Here is a 17,859-nt window from a genome sequence, read left to right as displayed (position 1 = left end):
TTTTTATCTGTCCTTACGCTTTTTGAGCGTTGCCGTATATTGTACCACTTCTACATTGCGGAGTCAATTTTCGAGCCGGATAAAAATTCGAGTACGCGGGCGGCCAGAACCGCAGGGTCGTCTTTGAGCAGTTTGACATAGACATGCGGCCTTGCGCCGTTTGCGTTCATCATCACGCGGCCACGCAGCTTCTTGGTCATCTCGGGCAGGCAGGAGCGCTCTGGGTTGTTCATATAAAACACCAAACCGTCGCCGCGCTTGGAAAGCTCCGTGACTCCGCAGGCCGTGGCGCGGTTGCGCAGACGGGCGACTTCAAGCAGACGGGAGACCTGCACCGGCGGCTCGCCGAAACGATCCCGCAATTCGGCAAGAACTTCGGACTCGGCGTTTTTGTTGCCGGCAGCGGCAATTTTGCGGTAGATATCAAGCCGCTGGCCGGGCTCTTTGATGTAGGCCGGCGGGATGAAGGCGTCGATGGGAAGGTCGATAAGGCAGGGCGAATTCTGCACCTGCGGCTTTTCGCCTTTGGCCTCGGCGACCGCTTCGGCGAGGAGTTTGAGGTACATATCGTAGCCGACGGAAGCCATATGTCCGTGCTGGCGCGCGCCGAGCAGATCGCCCGCACCTCGGATTTCCATATCGCGGACGGCGATGGCGTAGCCCGCGCCGAATTCGGTGAATTCGTTGATGGCCTCCAAGCGCTTTTGGGCAATTTCCGAGAGCGCTTTTTCGGGGCGGTAAGTTAAGTAGGCATAAGCGCGGCGGGAACTGCGCCCCACGCGGCCCCGGATTTGGTGCAGCTGTGAAAGCCCCATCTTATCGGCATTTTCGATGATCAGGGTATTGACGTTCGGCAGGTCAATGCCGGATTCGATGATCGTCGTGCAGACCAATACGTCGATCTCGCCGTCCATCATCCTGCGCCAGATGCCCGAGAGCTCCTCTTTATCCATCTGGCCGTGGGCGCAGACGATACGAACTTCGGGTATCAGGGTCTGCAGTTTCGCGGCGACATAGGAGATGTCCTCGATGCGGTTATGCAGCCAAAAGACCTGGCCGCCGCGCCGCTGCTCACGGCGGATGGCGTCGGCCAACATATGCAGATCATATTCGGCGACGAAAGTGCGCACGGGGTGGCGGTCAATCGGGGCTTCGTCGATCATCGACATGTCACGGATGCCGCTGATGGCCATATTCATCGTGCGCGGAATCGGGGTTGCCGACAAGGTCAGCACATCGACCACGGGAAATTTGGTCTTCAGGGTCTCTTTTTGGGAGACGCCGAAACGCTGTTCCTCGTCGACGACAATCAGACCGAGGTCTTTGAAAGCGATGTCTTTTTGTAAGATGCTATGGGTCCCGACAACCACGTCAATGCCGCCGGTACGGAGTTTTGACTTGGTCGACGAGGCCTGTTTGGGCGTGACAAAACGCGAGAGCAGCCCCATTTCGATGCCGAAACCGCTCATGCGGCGGCATAAGGTCTCATAGTGCTGCCATGCCAAAATCGTGGTCGGGGCTAAAATCGCGGCTTGCTTGCCATCCATGACGCACTTGAACACGGCGCGCAAAGCCACTTCAGTCTTGCCGAATCCGACATCTCCGCACAAGAGCCGGTCCATCGGAACGGGTTGTTCCATATCAGCTTTGATCTCCTCGACGCAGCGCAGTTGGTCGGCGGTCTCGTCGTATTCAAAACGCTGTTCAAATTCTTCCTGCCATGGGGTGTCTGATGAGAAAGCGTGGCCTTGAATGCTTTTGCGCTTGGAATAGAGCGCGATCAGCTCGTCGGCCATATCGCGTACGGCGGCCTTGACCTTGCTTCGGGTGCGCTGCCATTCGGCGCTTCCGAGTTTATTTAATTTCACCTGCCCGTTGTCGTCGGGGCCGATGTATTTTGAGAGCATATCCAGTTGGGTCACGGGCAAATAGAGCACGTCGGTGCCGGAATAGGAGATTTTTAAGTAGTCCTTGGTCGCACCCGCCGCCGTGATGGTCTCGACACCGTTATAAAGGCCGATGCCGTGCGCCTGATGGACGACGTAGCAGCCGGGCTTGAGCTCCGAGATTGATCCGATGGCATTGGCGCGCTTGACCGTGGTTTTGACAGCGCGGGGCGGGGTCGAGGTCAACAACGAGAATTTGAGCTCGGGCAGCTCGAAACCGCCGGACAGAGCGCCGACCGCAATATGGGCTGTATTTCCGGTGAACGGTTCGTCGAGACCGTATAAAACACAGGGTTTTCCTGAGTTGGTCAGATCGTCGATCAGGGCTTTGGCAGCGCGTTTGGTCGGAACCAAAATAACCGGCGTAAAATTGCCCGCCGAGACATCGGAGAGCCATTCGTGCAGGGTGTCGGGAGAGCCGTTCCAGACGGCGTTGACGCGGCAGTCAAACGTGACGATATCCTGCACGCGGCTTGACAGCGCGGTCTTGGCAAAGTTGTCGAAAAACAGGCCGCCGCTCCCGGTTACACGCGAAAACAAAACATCTAAACTCTCGTAAAATTCATCAACACCCTTGGCGCAGAAACCCTCTTCCAGCGCGGCGGAGAGCTCACCGAGCCACCGCTTTTCAAAGCCGTTTCCGGCTTCTGCGGTGCGCGCGAAATCAAAGACGGCGCAGACAGGGTTTTGCAGATAGTCAAAGATTGTGGCGGGTTTTTTATGGACTAAATTGTAATAGCGGTCAAAGTTGATACGGCGGCCTTCCCGCAGGGCGGTCAGATCGGATTCGGCCTTGCTGCGGTAATCGCCAGCGTTTTTGGTATGCAAACCTGTGCAGAAATGCCCGAGGTCTTTTTGAAATTGTTCGGGGTCGTCTGGGAAAATCTCACCCGCCGGGACGATGTGCATTTTATCGGCCTTGGAAGTGCGGCGCTGGCTGTCGGCATCGAAAAAGGCCATACGCTCGATCTCGTCGCCGAAAAACTCGATGCGAAGGGGGTTTTCGCTGTTGGACGGATAGACGTCGGCGATGCCGCCGCGCAGACAAAACTGGCCCTTGGCTTCGACCGGATCGACTCGGACATATCCAGCTTTGAGTAAGCTCTGTACGAGGTCGTTCGGCGCGATGGTCATGCCGGTTTTGAGTTCGATCAGTCGTCCTGCAAGCACCTCGGGCGAGACGGTATAACGTGTAAACGCCTCGGCGGTGCCGATGACGGCTTTCACTTTTTTGCAGCGCGCGGCGTCGAGCACGCCGAGGGCCTCGCGTTCATATTCGTGTGAGCTGACGCCCGACGCGGTTAAAATCAATTCTCTGGCGGGCAAAACAAACACGCCGTCTGTAAACTGGCGCAGATCGGCTGCGAATTTTTCGGCCTCGCCTTCCGACGGGCAGACCACCAGCGCGGGGCGGTTTAATTCTTCACAGGTTGCCGCAAGCACCGCAGCGCGAAAAGACGGCGTGCAGCCGGTGATTGCGCACGCCTTGTGTTTTGCCGCCGAGGTTTTGATCCGGGTGATGCCCGACAGCTCCGAGAGGTGTTGCAAAATCCCTTTCATTGATCCTCTTTCGGTTCGTTTTCCGAGCGGTGATTATATGCCGCTTTCGCCTTTTCAAGCTCGCCCGCGACAATCAGCTCAATGCAGCCGCAGATATCTTCGAAAAGTCCCTCAAGCGCTTTTCTGTCCGCGTCCGGCATGGTCTGGAGAACATAGTCATACAGAGGCATTTCTTTGACGGTCTTGGCTCCGATGCCGAGTTTGATGTGCTGGAAGTCCCATTCACCGAGATTGGTGATGATGCTGGAAAGACCGTTGTGGCCGCCATCGCTGCCCCCCGTCTTAAATTTGAACCGACCCGGCTCAAGCGTGATATCATCGTGCATCACGATCACATTTTTGACCGGGATGCGGTAAAAGTTACAAGCATCGCGAACCGCAAGGCCGCTGTTGTTCATAAAGGTCAAAGGCTTTTGCAGATAACACTTTTTACCGCTGAATTTCACTTCGGCAAATTCTGACTGAAATCGTTTTTTAAATTTGGCGTTTTGCTTTTGCGCAATAAAATCGGCAGCAAGAAACCCGGCGTTATGCCGGGTGCTGCGGTATTGATCCCCCGGATTTCCGAGGCCTACAATTAAAAACAGTTCGGCTTTTTTTAAAAAGATACCCAAAGGCAAAACTCCTTCTTTAATCACTTCCGTAAGTTAACAGTTAACATTTAAAAGTGTACAATGACAAGTCATTTTCGTATAAAGCGTAAAATTAAAAGTGTAAAGTTTCTGCGTCTCCGTAAAACCGTTATAAAGTTACGAATAATTTCAAACAGATGCGTTTAATCAAATAACGGTGAAACGGGGCGGTCGTTGTAGATGCGCAGGATGGCCTCGGCAAAAACCGGCGCGATCGGCAAAATCGTGATTTTCGGGCTCTGCTTCTCCGGACTGATCGGGACCGTATCGAGCAAAACGAGTTCCTTGAGCGGGCTCGCCTCGATGCGCTCAAGCGCGCTTCCGGATAGTACGCCGTGGGTGGCACAGGCACAGACCTCCGCTGCGCCGCCCATCTCGATGACGGCTTTGGCCGCGTTGCATAAGGTTCCGGCGGTATCGACCATATCGTCGACAATGATAACCTTTTTATCCTGCACTTCGCCGATGATATTCATCACCTCGCAGACATTTGCCATCTGACGTCGTTTATCCACAATGGCGAGCGGCGTACCCAAACGCTCGGCAAATTGTCTTGCGCGTGTGACAGAACCGAGGTCCGGCGAAACCACCACGACATCGCAAAGGTCCTGTTCGTGGATTTTCTTGAAAAAGGGCGTCAATAGCGGGACACCCAACAGATGGTCGAGGGGGATGTTGAAAAAGCCCTGTATCTGGGGAGCGTGAAGATCCATTGTGAGAACGCGGTTTGCGCCGGCCGCGGTGATCAGATCGGCGACGAGTTTGGCTGAGATCGGGTCGCGCGCGTGGGCTTTGCGGTCCTGCCTGGCGTAACCGAAATAGGGGATGACCGCCGTGATGCGGGCTGCCGACGCGCGCTTGAACGCGTCGATCATGATCAGGAGTTCCATCAGATTATTGTTGACCGGATTGCAGGTGGATTGGATCACAAAAACATCCGAGCCGCGTACGGTCTCTTTGATCGAGACCGAGATTTCACCGTCCGAAAATGTCCCGACATCGGCCTTTCCGACATCGGTACCCAGTTGACGGGCAATCTGGGAGGCGACCTCCGGGGTTGAATTTCCGCAGAAAATCTTGATGTCCTTTCCATGTACCAGCATTTTCACATTCCTCCGTTTCTTTCCTTCTTATCTGTCTGTCAAGGAATCTGTAAGACCGTTTTTTATGGTGCGGGCAAAGCGCAAGACCCGAATAAAAAAAGTAAGCGACACTTTCATTTCGGATTTGCGGTTTGACCTGTGCACTGTTTTCGGTCCATAAATCACCTTATAATTTGATCATTATATTCGGCTCAGCGGAAGATGTTGCGGTTGCGCGAGCGGGAGCGGGAGCGCTTGGCGGGTTTGTGCGAAGAATAATGCGATTTCTTTTTGCGGTTATAAACGACATTCAAAACGATATAGCCGATGATCAGAATTGCCAGAATACAGGCGATGATGATCATGATGTCGGAGGAGAAGAACTTACCGATTTGGGCAAGGATATAGGACAATTCGTTGCGCGCGACCGCGTTGGCCGCGACAAGCTGTACCGTGCCGAGTGATTTATCCCCGATCAGCAGCTCCGCGCTGCCGATAACCGCTCCGGCTTCGACCGGGGCGTCGACGGTTTTGTCTTTTAAGGCGTCGTCGAATTTGACGACGATGGAACTCAAGTCGGTATTTTTCGGAACCATGGTCACAAATTCCTGCGACGGAACCAGTCCCACTTCGTCTACGCTGTCTCCGTAATTGACGGGGATGCTCTTGACAACCGTAGTCCGGGTCAGCAGTGTCTGAAGCGAATAAGTTGAGAATAGCCAGTCATACAGCGTTTTGGTCGTCTTGAACGCACCGTAGCGATCGACGGCACCGTCCGCGCCGGGAAGCGTCGATTTCAGCATGATGATGACATAGCGCTGGCCGTCTTTTTCGGCGATTGAGGCAAGGCAGGGGCCGGCAGGCGTAGTGAAGCCGGTCTTGATGCCGCGCGCGGGTTCGTAATACAGCGCTCCGCCGAGGTTATAGCTGAGCATCATATTGGTGGTGACGACCGTACGGGGGCCGTTTTTGTTCGTTGCGGGGATCGTATAGCGGGTTGAATTGATGATCTCACTGAATACCGGATACTTCAGCGCCTCTTTGGCCATCAGATAGAGGTCTTTGGCGCAGGAGTAGTGATTGTCGTCATGAAGGCCGTGCGGATTGGTGAAGTTGGTGTTGGTGCAGCCGAGCGCAGCGGCTTTTGCGTTCATGGCGGCAACAAATGCCGCAACGCTTCCGCTTGTCGTCGCTGCAGCCAAAAGGGCCGCGTCTCCGTCGCTCGCGAGAAGCATCGCATATAACATCTGGCGCATTGTGATCTGTTCGCCTTCGACCAAATTTAAAACGACGCTGCCGGAGCCCTGAATCATCGCGAGCAGCTCGCTTGTCATGGTTCCGACAGTGCCGTCGAGATCTTGGACAGTTTCGAGAATGACGATGGCCGACATGATTTTGGTCAGAGAAGCGGGATAAAGGCGCTCCTCCCCGTTCTTATCGTACATCACGAGACCGGTGTCCTCGTTGACGATGTATACCGACTCCGCCTGCGGTTCCCCGTTCGGAGCGTAGACCCCTTCGGCGGACGCCGGAAATAGAAAAGCTCCCGAGAGGATTAACAACACAGCAAAAACAGCGGCGGCGCGCTTGAATTTGCGCATAGCCCCTCACCTCCTGTTGAATATCGCCTTGCGAAATGTTATAATAGTACCGTATTTTCATCTTTTTGGATATGTACGGCTCTTACTATTTGATTATAACAAATTGCGACACAAAAGAAAAGCTTAAATTTCAAATTTCTCACGAAGGAAGAAACTCAATATGAAAGATCCGGGTTTTGACACCATCGCAATACACGGCGGATACGATCCGAAAGAAAACAATTTTTCGATGATTCCTCCGATTTATCAGACAAACGCCTATGATTTCGGCACCACTGAGCGGGCTGCGGCGTTGTTCGGCCTCAAAGAGGACGGCGACATCTATTCACGCATCTCAAATCCCACGGTTCGGATTTTCGAAGACCGCATGGCGCTGCTGGAGGGCGGTACCGGCGCGGTCGCGTTTTCCTCGGGCCACAACGCCATCTTCTCTCTGGTCGCAAATCTCTGCGAGTGCGGCGACGAGATCGTTGCAGCCCGTAAAATCTACGGCGGGGCGGTTAACATGCTTGGCCAAACCTACGCGCAGTTCGGCGTCAAGGCCAATTTTATCGACGGGGACAATTTGCTCGCCTGGGAAGAATCCATCACAGACCGAACGAAATTATTTTTCTTCGAAACCGTCAGCAATCCCGGCGCAGCCGTCGCCGATATCGCGCCGATCTGCGAAATCGCACATCGGCACGGCGTGCTCGTCGTGGTCGATTCCACGTTTACGACGCCTTATCTTTGCCGCCCGTTCGAATTCGGCGCCGATGTCGTTGTCCACTCTGCCACGAAATATATCTGCGGGCACGGCACCGCGATGGGCGGCGTTGTTATCGAGAGCGGAAAATTCGATTATTTGAATAATCCGAGATATCGCCAGTTTGCGGAGCCGGACATATCCTATCACGGCGTCGTTTTCGCCAAGGACTTCGCCAAAACGCCGTTCTGCGCCCGCCTGCGCAGCAAATACCTGCGCGACATCGGCGGCTGCATGTCCGCAAATACCGCCTATTTGATGCTGATCGGACTTGAGACGTTATCGCTGCGCATGAAAAAACACTGCGAGAATGGCGAGATCGTCGCGCAGTATCTGCTTGCTCACCCGAAAGTCAGGAACGTCAGTTATCCGACGCTGCCGAGCTCGAAATACCTGAGAGTCTGTAAAAAATATCTGCCGCGCGGCTGCGGTGCTGTATTTGCCTGCGAACTCGGCGGAGACCGCATCAAGTGTGCCGAATTCATGGATCGGCTCAAGGTGTTCGCAAACGTCTCCAACGTCTGCGACAGCCGGTCGATGGTCAACCACTCGGCTTCGACTACCCACGCGCAGCTCGACGCGAAGCAACTCGCGGCGGCCGGTATCAGCGAGGGAACCGTCCGGTTTTCGGTCGGCATCGAGGATCCGGCCGATCTTGTGGCCGATTTGGAACAGGCGCTCTCGGTTCTGTGAGCGTGGAGGTATGTAACGTATGATTTATGTGACCGGCGATATGCACGGAGATATGAAAAAGCTGAAGAACTCTTTTAAAGGGCTGAAAAAAGGTGACACGCTGCTGATTGCCGGGGATTTCGGCTTTATTTGGAAGGGTGACAAAGCCGAGGAAAAACTGTTAAAAAAGATCGGAAAGAACAAGTTTGACATCTGCTTTATCGACGGCGCGAATGAGAACCATGAATTATTGATGAAATACCCGCTTGATGAATACCGCAGCGGGGAAGCAGCCGTGATCAGCGGAAATCTGCGGATGCTGCGGCGCGGAAGCGTCTTCGAAATCGAGGGCAAGAAGATTTTTGCCTTCGGAGGCGCCAAGAGCGAAGATATCGAAAGCAAGCAAAAATGCGGCACCTGGCATGCCGAAGAACTGCCTAATGAGTTGGACTTCGAATTCGGACGCAAAAATCTCGAAAAGTACAGCTGGCAGGTCGATTACATTTTGACCCATCAGCCCTCGGCGGCGATGCTGGCTTCGATGGAGGCCGGATATGTCGACTGCGACGCTTTGCAGATTTATCTCGATGAAATCGGTAAAAAGACGAAATATGCCATGTGGATTTTCGGGCGGCTGCACCGCGACCGCAAGATCACTTATAAATGCACCGCTGTTTTCAAGGACGTGTTCGCATTGAATCCGCCGCCGTTGAAGACGAGGGAAAAGAAATAGGAAAAAACAGAGACGGAGGGAACCATGACAACCGGACAACTCCTCATTTTAATCGGAATCAATCTTGCGGGGATTATCGTCGCCGCACTGATGATTTTTTCGTTTGTGCGCAACAACTCCGAAAAACAGCAGAAAATGCTGGCAGACGAGCTCTCGCGCAACCGCACCGAGAACACCGCAGCGATGCGCGCTGGGATGGAGGGTGTGACGGGTGCGCTGATGCAGTCGCAAAGGGCTGCTTCGGACATCCAGGACAAGCGTCTGATTGAGCTGACTTCGCAACTGAAAAACAGCCAGGACACGCTGCAAAAGGCGGTCAACGAATCGCTGCTGCGCATGGACGACCGGATGAAGCTGCTCTCCGACCGGAACGAAATGAAACTCGAGCAGATGCGCCAGACCGTCGATGAGAAGCTGCAGAAGACCCTCGAAGAACGTCTGGGGCAGTCATTCAAACTGGTCAGCGAGCGGCTCGAACAGGTCAGCAAAGGCCTCGGAGAGATGCAGTCGCTCGCTAACGGCGTCGGCGATTTGAAAAAGGTGCTCTCCAACGTAAAGACGCGCGGCGTGCTCGGCGAAGTACAGCTTGGAGCGATCATCGGCGAATTTTTAAGCGCCGAACAATATGAACACGAAGTCACGACAAAGCCGGGCAGCCGCGACCACGTCGAATACGCGGTCAAACTGCCGGCCGAAGGCGGCGCGCCGGTCTGGCTTCCGATTGACTCCAAATTTCCGGGTGATACATATGCCGCTTTGCGCGACGCCTATGACAGCGGTGATAAAGATGCCGTGGAAGCTGCCGCAAAAACATTGTGCAACACGCTGAAATCCGAAGCTAAAGGCATTCACGATAAATACATATGCCCGCCGCAGACCACCGATTACGGCGTGATGTTTCTGCCGTTTGAGGGCTTATACGCAGAAGCTGTCAACCGCGGTATGATTGAGACTTTACAGCATGACTACCGCGTGATGATCGCCGGACCGAGCACGATGGCAGCGCTGCTCAACAGCCTGCAGATGGCGTTCCGGTCATTTGCGATCCAAAAGCGCAGCGGCGACGTGTGGAAAGTGCTCGGCGCGGTCAAGACCGAATTCGGCAAGTTTGCGGACACCCTTGCGGCGACCCAGAAGAAGCTCGAACAAGCCAACAATGAACTCGAGGATCTCGTCGGAAAGCGCACCAACGCCATGCGGCGTAAACTGCGTGATGTGGAGCAGCTGGACGGGCCGGAAGCAGCGCAGGTGCTTGAACTGGAGGCAGCCGGAAGCGAAGATGCGGAGGACGATAATTAACGGCACTCCGTCGGCAGAACGAAAGGAAACAATATGTATCTCGACGCATTTGAGAATTTTCCGGTCATTGAGACCGAGCGGCTTGTTCTGAGACGGCTTGAAATGCGGGATGCGAACGATATTTACGAATACGCAGCGTATAAAGATGCATTCACTTATACGGACGGTTTTCCGCAGGATTATGAAGAAGTGAAAGCAATGGTCGAAATCTGGCGCAATGAAGCGTATGAGTCCAAGCGGTTTATCCGATGGGCAATCGAACTGAAGGCCGAAAAAAAGGTGATCGGCGGGATATACATGTTCGACCCGCAATGTGATGATATCAGCGGTCGTAAGGCGGATATCGGGTATGAAATCTCACCCAAATATCAGAACAAGGGATATGCCAGCGAATCCATCCGTGCTGTCGGGCGGTATACGGTACAGAATATGGGCATCGTGCGGGTACAGGCACTGATCATGCCCGAAAACATCCCGTCAGTGCGCGCATGTGAGAAAGCCGGATTTGTCAAAGAAGGCGTTTTACGCAATTTCTGTCATTATAAAAACGGAATCAGCGGGTTCAAGTCGATGGTCATCTTTTCTTTGACACCGCAGGATATACATTAAATCAAAAAAAGGAGGCGTTTTTGTTGACGATCAGAGAAGAACTGGAGCAAAAAGAACATTTAATATTGGCTCCGAACGCCTCATTTGCCGATCAAAGCAAAGGGCGGCAGCACAACGAAAAACCCTGCGATTACCGGACGGACTTTCAAAGAGACACCGACCGGATTGTGCACAGTTCCTCGTTTTCTCGTCTCAAACAGAAGACGCAGGTGTTTTTATCACCGCGCGGCGACCACTACACCACCCGGATGACCCACACGATTCAAGTCGCAATGATCGCCCGCACGATGGCGCGCGCCATGTCGCTGAACGAAAACCTGACCGAGGCCATTGCGATGGGCCACGACGTCGGGCATACGCCGTTCGGGCACGCAGGAGAATCAGCATTGAGCAAAGTGCTTAAGGATGAGGGGGTTTTCCGGCATTATGAGCACAGCGTCCGGGTGCTGCAATGTCTTGAAAAAGACGGAAAAGGCTTGAATCTGACCGCCGAGGTTGTTGACGGGATTATCAATCACACCGCAGGAAAATGGTCGGTTTGCCTCGAAGGTCGGTTGGTGCGCATTGCTGACCGGATCGCCTATGTCAACCACGATATCGAGGACGCGGTTCGTGCCGAAATTATTAAGCAGGAAGATGTCCCCATTGAAATTCGGGATGTGCTCGGGCCGACCAAAAGCGCCCGGATCACAACGCTTGTCGCGGGAGTGATCAAACACGGCGTTGACTGTGAAGACCCCGGCCCCGGTTCAGAATTGAACAGGTATTTCGATAAATTGCATGAATTCATGTTTGAACGGGTTTACACCAATCCCAAAGCGAAGAGTGAAGAAAGTAAAGCCAAAGAGATGATCGAAACTTTATACGAATATTTTTATGAAAACCCAGAGGAACTCACCAAACGCGCGCCGGTCGACCGGGAGCATGTGTCGCAGTCGGTCGTGGATTATATCGCGGGAATGACCGACCGGTATGCGGTTAGTGTGTTTGAGGAGGTTTTTGTTCCGAGGGGATGGGGAAGATAGAAGTTCGGTGAGAATGCAGGGCGGGATGCCCTCATACCGCCTTGCGAAGCGGCAAAATTTATGAATTAACAGGAAATTATACCAAATTGGTTTGACAAAACGAAAAACCGTGTTATAATAACATATTGGTAGATTGGGGGGATATGCTCTGATTGCCGAAAACATCATCAGCGAAATCAAGTATCGCATAGACATAGAACAGCTGATCGGCGGGTATGTCCAACTCAAAAAGAGAGGCACGACTTTGGTCGGCCTTTGTCCGTTTCACTCCGAAAAGACGCCTTCCTTTACGGTTTGGCCGCAGGACGGGCATTATCACTGTTTCGGATGCGGGGCGGGCGGTGACATCATCACTTTTATCCGGCAAATCGAAAACCTCGAATATCCGGAGGCCGTCGAATTTTTGGCCAAGCGCGCAGGAGTCGAGATTCCGAAATCCGTATTTGAGCAGGATAACTCCAAACAAAAGCTTCGAATATTGGAACTCAACCGCTTTGCCGCGCGTTGGTTTCACGAGCGGCTTTTTACGCAGGAAGGAGCGGCGGGACTGGCTTATTTAAAAAAACGCCGGCTGTCCGACAAGACAATCAAGCGTTTCGGACTGGGTTTTGCACCGGCGGGATGGGACAATCTGAGAAAAGCCGCAAATGCCGCAGGTTTTTCCGACAATGAACTTGCGGGCGCATTTTTGGTTTCAAAAAAGAACGAAACCGTTGACATGTTTCGCAACCGGGTGATGTATCCGATTATTGACTCAACGGGCGGCATCATCGGCTTCGGCGGAAGAGTTCTCGACGACTCGCTGCCGAAATACATCAACTCCTCGGACACCGTTGTTTTTAAAAAAAGCCGCAATCTGTTCGCACTGAATTTCGCCAAAAAAGCCAAGGCCGGACATCTGATTTTGGCCGAGGGTTATATGGACGTTATCATGCTGCATCAGGCCGGTTTTACAGAGGCGGTGGCGACGCTCGGAACGGCGTTGACGCAGGAACAGGCGCGTTTGATGGCGCGCCACACCGACAAGGTTATCATCGCTTACGACAGCGACAAGGCGGGGACGTCCGCCACCCAGCGCGCTTACGAAATTTTACGGGAAGCGGGGCTTTCGGCCCGGGTACTCGAGATGAAAGACGCAAAAGACCCGGACGAGTACATCAAAAAATTCGGCGCTGATCGATTTGCCGCGCTGCTTGAAGGCAGTGCGGACGCTCTTTCGTTTAAATTGCGGGCGATTAAGACAAAATATGATTTGGACCTTCCGGAGGAGAAAACCGCCTGTTTGAAAGAGACGGCCTCGGAACTCGCCAATCTCGAAAGCGATGTCGAAACCGACGTATATGCCGCAAAAGCGGCGGAAGATCTAAACGCAGATAAAAAGGCGCTTTTATCCGAGATCGTGCGGCTGAGACGATCTAAGGCAAAACGCCGCCAGCAGGAAGAACTCCGGCGCAGCGGACTTCCGGCATCAGTACTTGCAAAACCGGGAGCGGAGAGTAAATTCGACGCGGTCTGCAGCGGGATCATCCGTTATCTCTTCGACAACCCCGCAGACTGCGGACGGGTCTGCACGCTGTTGCCGTTTCAAAAGCTGCCCGATCCGTTCTGGGACTCGGTGCTTGATTACGTCAAATCGCGCGCGCCCGAAGGCGCAATCGACATTTCGCCGCTCGGAGAAAAATTCACGGTCGAGCAAATGGGGAAACTGTCAAAAATGTTATCGGGTCCCGCTTCCTGTACCGATATGAATACGGTCGGAAAGTATACCGATAAATTAAAACTCGATCTGCCGATTGATTTAAATGATGAAAAACAATTGCTGGAACGCCTCAATGATCTTCAGAAAATCAAAGGCGGGAAAAATCAAAACAACGTATGACATGAGTTCAGCTCTTGATTCAAAATATTTGCAAAGAGGACCGAACCTCCGAACTTCAACGAAAGGAAGACAATAGAAATGGATGACAAAAACAAGAAAAAGAGTGCCCTGACGCCCGAGGAAGAGTCCCCGTTAAAAAAACCATCCGAAAAAACGGCAAAAGAAGGCAGGCTCGAACGGGATAAGGACGACTTTTTCGATGAGAAATTTGAAGATATCGAGGGAGAGGATAAGGCCTCCGAGGCGGGGGAAGACGAGGCCTGCGGGGTTGAGAGAGAAGAGGATTTCGACACCGAGAAAGAACCGGATGAGGATGAGGAACCGGTGACGCTCGACGATATCGACGAAGAAGCGCTCAAAAATTTTGATATTGACAAACTTGTGCTCGGTGATGACGGTGAACCCGTCACCGATGCCGAAGAAGATGAATTCGAAGAGGAGGATGCCGAACCCGAGGGCGATATTCCCGATCTCGATATTGAACCGCTCGATATGGAACCGGTTGATGATTTGCAGGAGCCGGACAGCGAGGCCATCAAAGACGTTGAGAGTTTTATCTCCGAACTCAACAACGGTCCCGATCTCGAGGCATCTTTAGCCGCCGACGGCGTTTTGATCGACGACCCGGTCAAGGCCTATCTCAAGGAAATCGGACGCGTCGGCCTGCTGTCAACCGAAGAAGAAATTGAGCTTGCCACGCGCATGGGCGAGGGCGACGAGAACGCCCGCAAACGCCTTCTCGAGGCGAACCTGCGACTTGTCGTCAGCATCGCCAAACGCTATGTCGGGCGCGGCCTTCAGTTTTTGGATTTGATTCAGGAGGGCAACCTGGGTCTGATCAAGGCCGTTGAAAAATTCGACCATACCAAGGGTTTCAAGTTTTCCACATATGCCACCTGGTGGATCCGCCAGTCGATCACCCGTGCCATTGCGGACCAGGCCAGGACCATCCGTATTCCCGTACATATGGTGGAGTCTATCAATAAGGTCAAAAAGGCGGGAAATCAGATCCTTTATAAGACCGGGCAGGAGGCGACACCCGAGCAAATCGCCGAGGCCGTAGGAATGACTACGGGCAAAGTCCGTGAGATATTACGGGTGGCTCAGGAGCCGATTTCGCTGGAGACGCCGATCGGCGAGGAAGAGGACAGCCATCTCGGTGATTTTATCCCCGACGACGACGCGCCCTCGCCTGCCGATACTGCCCATCTGACCATGCTCAAAGAACAATTGGACGACGTGCTGCGCACAATCACTCCGCGCGAGGCGAAAGTGCTCTTGCTGCGCTTCGGGCTCAAGGACGGCAGGCAGCGCACCCTTGAAGAAGTCGGCAAGGAATTCAATGTCACGCGTGAGCGCATCCGCCAGATCGAGGCCAAAGCGCTGCGCAAACTCCGTCACCCCAGCCGCAGTAAACGGCTGAAGGACTTCCTTGAATAAAACAAATCGAGCGGGAAAGGTTTTCATTTATGAATATCACCAACATGACGCTTGAGGCGGATTATGCGGTTCGAATCGTATCAGCCATGGCAGCCGCCAAATCCGTTGAAAACAACCGGCGGCTGGATGCGGGCGCTCTGGCTGAGGCCACCGGCGTCACGCTTCGGTTTACTTTGAAGATTATGCGTAAGCTCGTCGCTGCCGGTATTGCGAAATCCTATAAGGGCGTCAGCGGCGGATACGTTCTGGCCAAACCCGCCGGAGATATCTCGGTCGGAGAGGTCATCGAGGCGGTCGACGGCAGGTTCGAACTGGCGAGGTGTACCCAAAACGGCTGCAGCAACCCGAGTATGACGGGCATCTGCCGATTTAAAAATGAGTTTGACCGCATTTCCGAAATGGTTCGAAAAGAGATGGGAAAGATTCTGTTTTAAATGATAACATGCAAAAGAGCGGCAAAACCGCTCTTTTTCATATTATTTCAGTTTAAGGTAAAATGTGAAACATAAAGGGAGAATTCCGAAGGCGGCAGGATTAACCTGTGAATATCGAATTAACTTTACATTTTCACTTTACATTTGAAATATGTTATAATAGATATGCGAGCGCGGCGGAGAGGACCGGGTCGTCGGTGCCGAGGAGTATGAACAGTTGCCGAACCAGTTCCGGACTCTGCATCGGCGGATGAAACGATTTTGACTGTAAAAATACTTCTTCCTGTGCGGCACCGCTTTGCGAGGAAAATGTCGGCTCGGGGGAGTTTTGTTCGGGGGTCTGTGAAGCGGAATAGGATTCTTTTGCTCTGCGCTGCATCTCCATGACCCGTTTCATTGCATCATTCTGCATTTTAATCAGGTCTTTTTCATTGTATTCAGGCATTTGGTCTTTACCCTCCTTTAAAAAGGTTTTAGTTATTCCCCGGAAGGTTCTGTGGTTTTCAGGTATTTGACGAGCCCGATGGCGGCGGGAAGCCGCTGTCGGCGGTCGGACGTTAAAAACGGGCCGAGCGCGGTGAGCAGGCGGATATGCGGGTCCGGCGAAGAGTCGGTCTCAGCCTCGTCCAACAGCCGTTTAAGGGCATCCAGATCATTTTGCGTCAACGGCATGCAATCATCTCCTTTGAGAAACAATATGCGGACAGGAGCGAAATTATGAAGATCATAGTGATGTCCGACAGCCATGGCAACGCAGATGCCGTACAAAAAGTGATTGCCCGAAACCCGGACGCCGACGGATTTTATCACCTCGGGGACGGATGGCGCGATTTTGCGTTTCTGATTCCGGAGAAAGGCGCCTTTTGCATCGGCGTCAAGGGGAACTGCGATTACAGCAGCGATCTGCCGCAAAAAGACGTCAGGGTGCTCGAAGGGGTTCGGATTGCGGCTGTGCACGGCGAGGATTTTCACGGGATCGCCGATGCGGTTTTGCTGGCCGCAAAATTTCAGGCAAAAGTGGTTTTACACGGGCATACACATGTTCCGAACATCGATTTTGTCAACGGGATCTTTGTCATCTGCCCCGGAACGTTGAAATTCGGAGCTGATCAGACTTATGCCGTGCTTACGATCAAAAAAGGCATATTTAAGCCCGATTTGATCTGTTTGCGGGAATAAAACCCGGAGGTTGAAAACCCGCGGGAAATACGGTATAATGCGATGCGAAAGGGGCGTTTTTATTGAGCATGTATACGGTAAAGCTGTCAAAACTGATTTCGGAGTTCGGCCTCGTTCCGGTGACGCTGCCGGATGTACCCGAGAATATTTTGATCTCATCTTGCGAAGTCAACCGCCCCGGCCTTCAGCTGCTCGGGTTTTTCGAGTACTTCGACAGCACCCGTGTTCAGATTATCGGGCTTGCCGAGCTTACCTTCTTTAAAAATATGACCTCCGGGCAGCGCGTCAAAGGTGCTGAGGAATATATGGCGAAAAAGCCGATTGCGGTCATCTTCACCCGCGATATGGATCCGATGCCGGAATTTGTTGAAACAGCCAAAAAGTACGGAGTCGCATTACTAAAGACCGCTGAGCAGACCTCCCAGTTTATGGCTGCTTTGATCGCGCTTTTGAATGTGGAGCTCGCCCCGCGCATAACCAGACACGGCGTATTGGTCGAAGTCTCCGGCGAGGGTATATTACTGCTCGGAGACAGCGGGGTCGGAAAGAGCGAGACCGCAGTGGAACTCATTAAGCGCGGGCACCGGCTGATTGCCGACGATGCGGTCGAGATCCGGCGCGTGTCCAATAAAACGCTGGTCGGTTCGTCGCCCGAGAATATCCGCCACTTTATCGAACTGCGCGGCATCGGCGTGGTCAACGTCCGCAGATTGTTCGGTATGGGCGCAGTCAAAGCAACAGAGAAAATTGACCTTGTCATTGAGCTGGAGCCCTGGGATTCTGAAAAGATCTATGAACGACTCGGGGTCGGCAGCGAAACAATTGATATTCTGGGCATTTCGATCCCCTGCCTTACGATTCCGATCAAACCGGGCCGGAATTTGGCCATCATCATTGAGACCGCTGCGATGAATAACCGCGATAAAAAATTCGGATACAACCCGACGAAAGAACTGATGACGCAGCTCGGGCTGGACAGCAAAGAATTCGAAGAGATGGCCAGGCATAAAGAACTCTGAACGT

At 53.1% G+C, this 17,859-nt stretch carries 16 protein-coding genes; 10 read left to right on the top strand and 6 right to left on the bottom strand.

From position 1 onward, the window contains the following. Positions 1-50: 50 nt before the first annotated feature. The 4 genes from mfd to PKH29_00915 all read right to left on the bottom strand — a co-directional run bounded on the left by mfd (position 51) and on the right by PKH29_00915 (position 6,821). On the bottom strand, positions 51-3,506 hold the full coding sequence (mfd, locus tag PKH29_00930) for a transcription-repair coupling factor (protein ID HNX13399.1): 3,456 nt from the start codon (positions 3,504-3,506) through the stop codon (positions 51-53). Beyond that, on the bottom strand, positions 3,503-4,120 hold the full coding sequence (gene pth / locus PKH29_00925) for an aminoacyl-tRNA hydrolase (protein ID HNX13398.1): 618 nt from the start codon (positions 4,118-4,120) through the stop codon (positions 3,503-3,505). The genes mfd and pth overlap by 4 nt, the downstream gene beginning before the upstream one ends. A gap of 161 nt (positions 4,121-4,281) precedes the next feature. Further along, entirely contained in the window at positions 4,282-5,241 is a 960-nt protein-coding gene (locus tag PKH29_00920) for a ribose-phosphate pyrophosphokinase (GenBank protein HNX13397.1), read from the bottom strand. A gap of 191 nt (positions 5,242-5,432) precedes the next feature. Then, a complete protein-coding gene (locus tag PKH29_00915) occupies positions 5,433-6,821 on the bottom strand; it encodes a D-alanyl-D-alanine carboxypeptidase family protein (GenBank protein ID HNX13396.1) in 1,389 nt (462 codons plus the stop codon). Positions 6,822-6,981: 160 nt separating this feature from the next. Between PKH29_00915 and PKH29_00910 the strand changes: the two genes are divergently transcribed. The 8 genes from PKH29_00910 to PKH29_00875 all read left to right on the top strand — a co-directional run bounded on the left by PKH29_00910 (position 6,982) and on the right by PKH29_00875 (position 15,657). Further along, entirely contained in the window at positions 6,982-8,259 is a 1,278-nt protein-coding gene (locus PKH29_00910; protein ID HNX13395.1) for an O-acetylhomoserine aminocarboxypropyltransferase/cysteine synthase, read from the top strand. 19 nt (positions 8,260-8,278) lie between these two features. Next, positions 8,279-8,971 carry a metallophosphoesterase gene (locus PKH29_00905; GenBank protein HNX13394.1) on the top strand — a complete coding sequence of 231 codons (693 nt, stop codon included), beginning with the start codon at positions 8,279-8,281 and terminating at the stop codon, positions 8,969-8,971. Between the two features lie 24 nt (positions 8,972-8,995). Then, positions 8,996-10,270 (top strand): DNA recombination protein RmuC, encoded by a 1,275-nt coding sequence (rmuC, locus tag PKH29_00900; GenBank protein HNX13393.1) that lies wholly within the window; start codon positions 8,996-8,998, stop codon positions 10,268-10,270. 33 nt (positions 10,271-10,303) lie between these two features. Next, positions 10,304-10,879: a GNAT family protein gene (locus PKH29_00895; protein ID HNX13392.1), complete on the top strand. Its 576-nt coding sequence runs from the start codon at positions 10,304-10,306 to the stop codon at positions 10,877-10,879. A gap of 23 nt (positions 10,880-10,902) precedes the next feature. Further along, the gene (locus tag PKH29_00890; protein ID HNX13391.1) at positions 10,903-11,904 is read left to right on the top strand and encodes a deoxyguanosinetriphosphate triphosphohydrolase; all 1,002 of its coding nucleotides are present in this window, start codon (positions 10,903-10,905) and stop codon (positions 11,902-11,904) included. Between the two features lie 133 nt (positions 11,905-12,037). After that, positions 12,038-13,783, top strand: coding sequence for a DNA primase (dnaG, locus tag PKH29_00885; protein HNX13390.1), 1,746 nt, complete (start codon positions 12,038-12,040; stop codon positions 13,781-13,783). 78 nt (positions 13,784-13,861) lie between these two features. After that, a complete protein-coding gene (gene rpoD / locus PKH29_00880; GenBank protein ID HNX13389.1) occupies positions 13,862-15,223 on the top strand; it encodes an RNA polymerase sigma factor RpoD in 1,362 nt (453 codons plus the stop codon). A gap of 29 nt (positions 15,224-15,252) precedes the next feature. Next, on the top strand, positions 15,253-15,657 hold the full coding sequence (locus PKH29_00875; protein ID HNX13388.1) for an Rrf2 family transcriptional regulator: 405 nt from the start codon (positions 15,253-15,255) through the stop codon (positions 15,655-15,657). Between the two features lie 154 nt (positions 15,658-15,811). Here PKH29_00875 and PKH29_00870 read toward each other — a convergent pair whose 3' ends face one another. After that, positions 15,812-16,102, bottom strand: coding sequence for a hypothetical protein (locus tag PKH29_00870; GenBank protein HNX13387.1), 291 nt, complete (start codon positions 16,100-16,102; stop codon positions 15,812-15,814). A 32-nt stretch (positions 16,103-16,134) separates the two neighbouring features. Then, positions 16,135-16,329 carry a hypothetical protein gene (locus tag PKH29_00865; protein HNX13386.1) on the bottom strand — a complete coding sequence of 65 codons (195 nt, stop codon included), beginning with the start codon at positions 16,327-16,329 and terminating at the stop codon, positions 16,135-16,137. A 45-nt stretch (positions 16,330-16,374) separates the two neighbouring features. Here PKH29_00865 and PKH29_00860 point away from each other — a divergent pair, with 45 nt between their 5' ends. Further along, positions 16,375-16,836 (top strand): YfcE family phosphodiesterase, encoded by a 462-nt coding sequence (locus PKH29_00860; GenBank protein ID HNX13385.1) that lies wholly within the window; start codon positions 16,375-16,377, stop codon positions 16,834-16,836. A 68-nt stretch (positions 16,837-16,904) separates the two neighbouring features. Then, positions 16,905-17,855, top strand: a complete 951-nt coding sequence (gene hprK, locus PKH29_00855; GenBank protein ID HNX13384.1) for an HPr(Ser) kinase/phosphatase — start codon at positions 16,905-16,907, stop codon at positions 17,853-17,855. The last annotated feature ends 4 nt before the right edge of the window (positions 17,856-17,859 follow it).

It is taken from the genome of Oscillospiraceae bacterium (assembly GCA_035353335.1).
Taxonomy (GTDB): domain Bacteria; phylum Bacillota; class Clostridia; order Oscillospirales; family JAKOTC01; genus DAOPZJ01.
The sequence above is the reverse complement of the archived record's forward strand: the minus strand, read 5'-3'. Positions and strand labels throughout refer to the sequence as shown.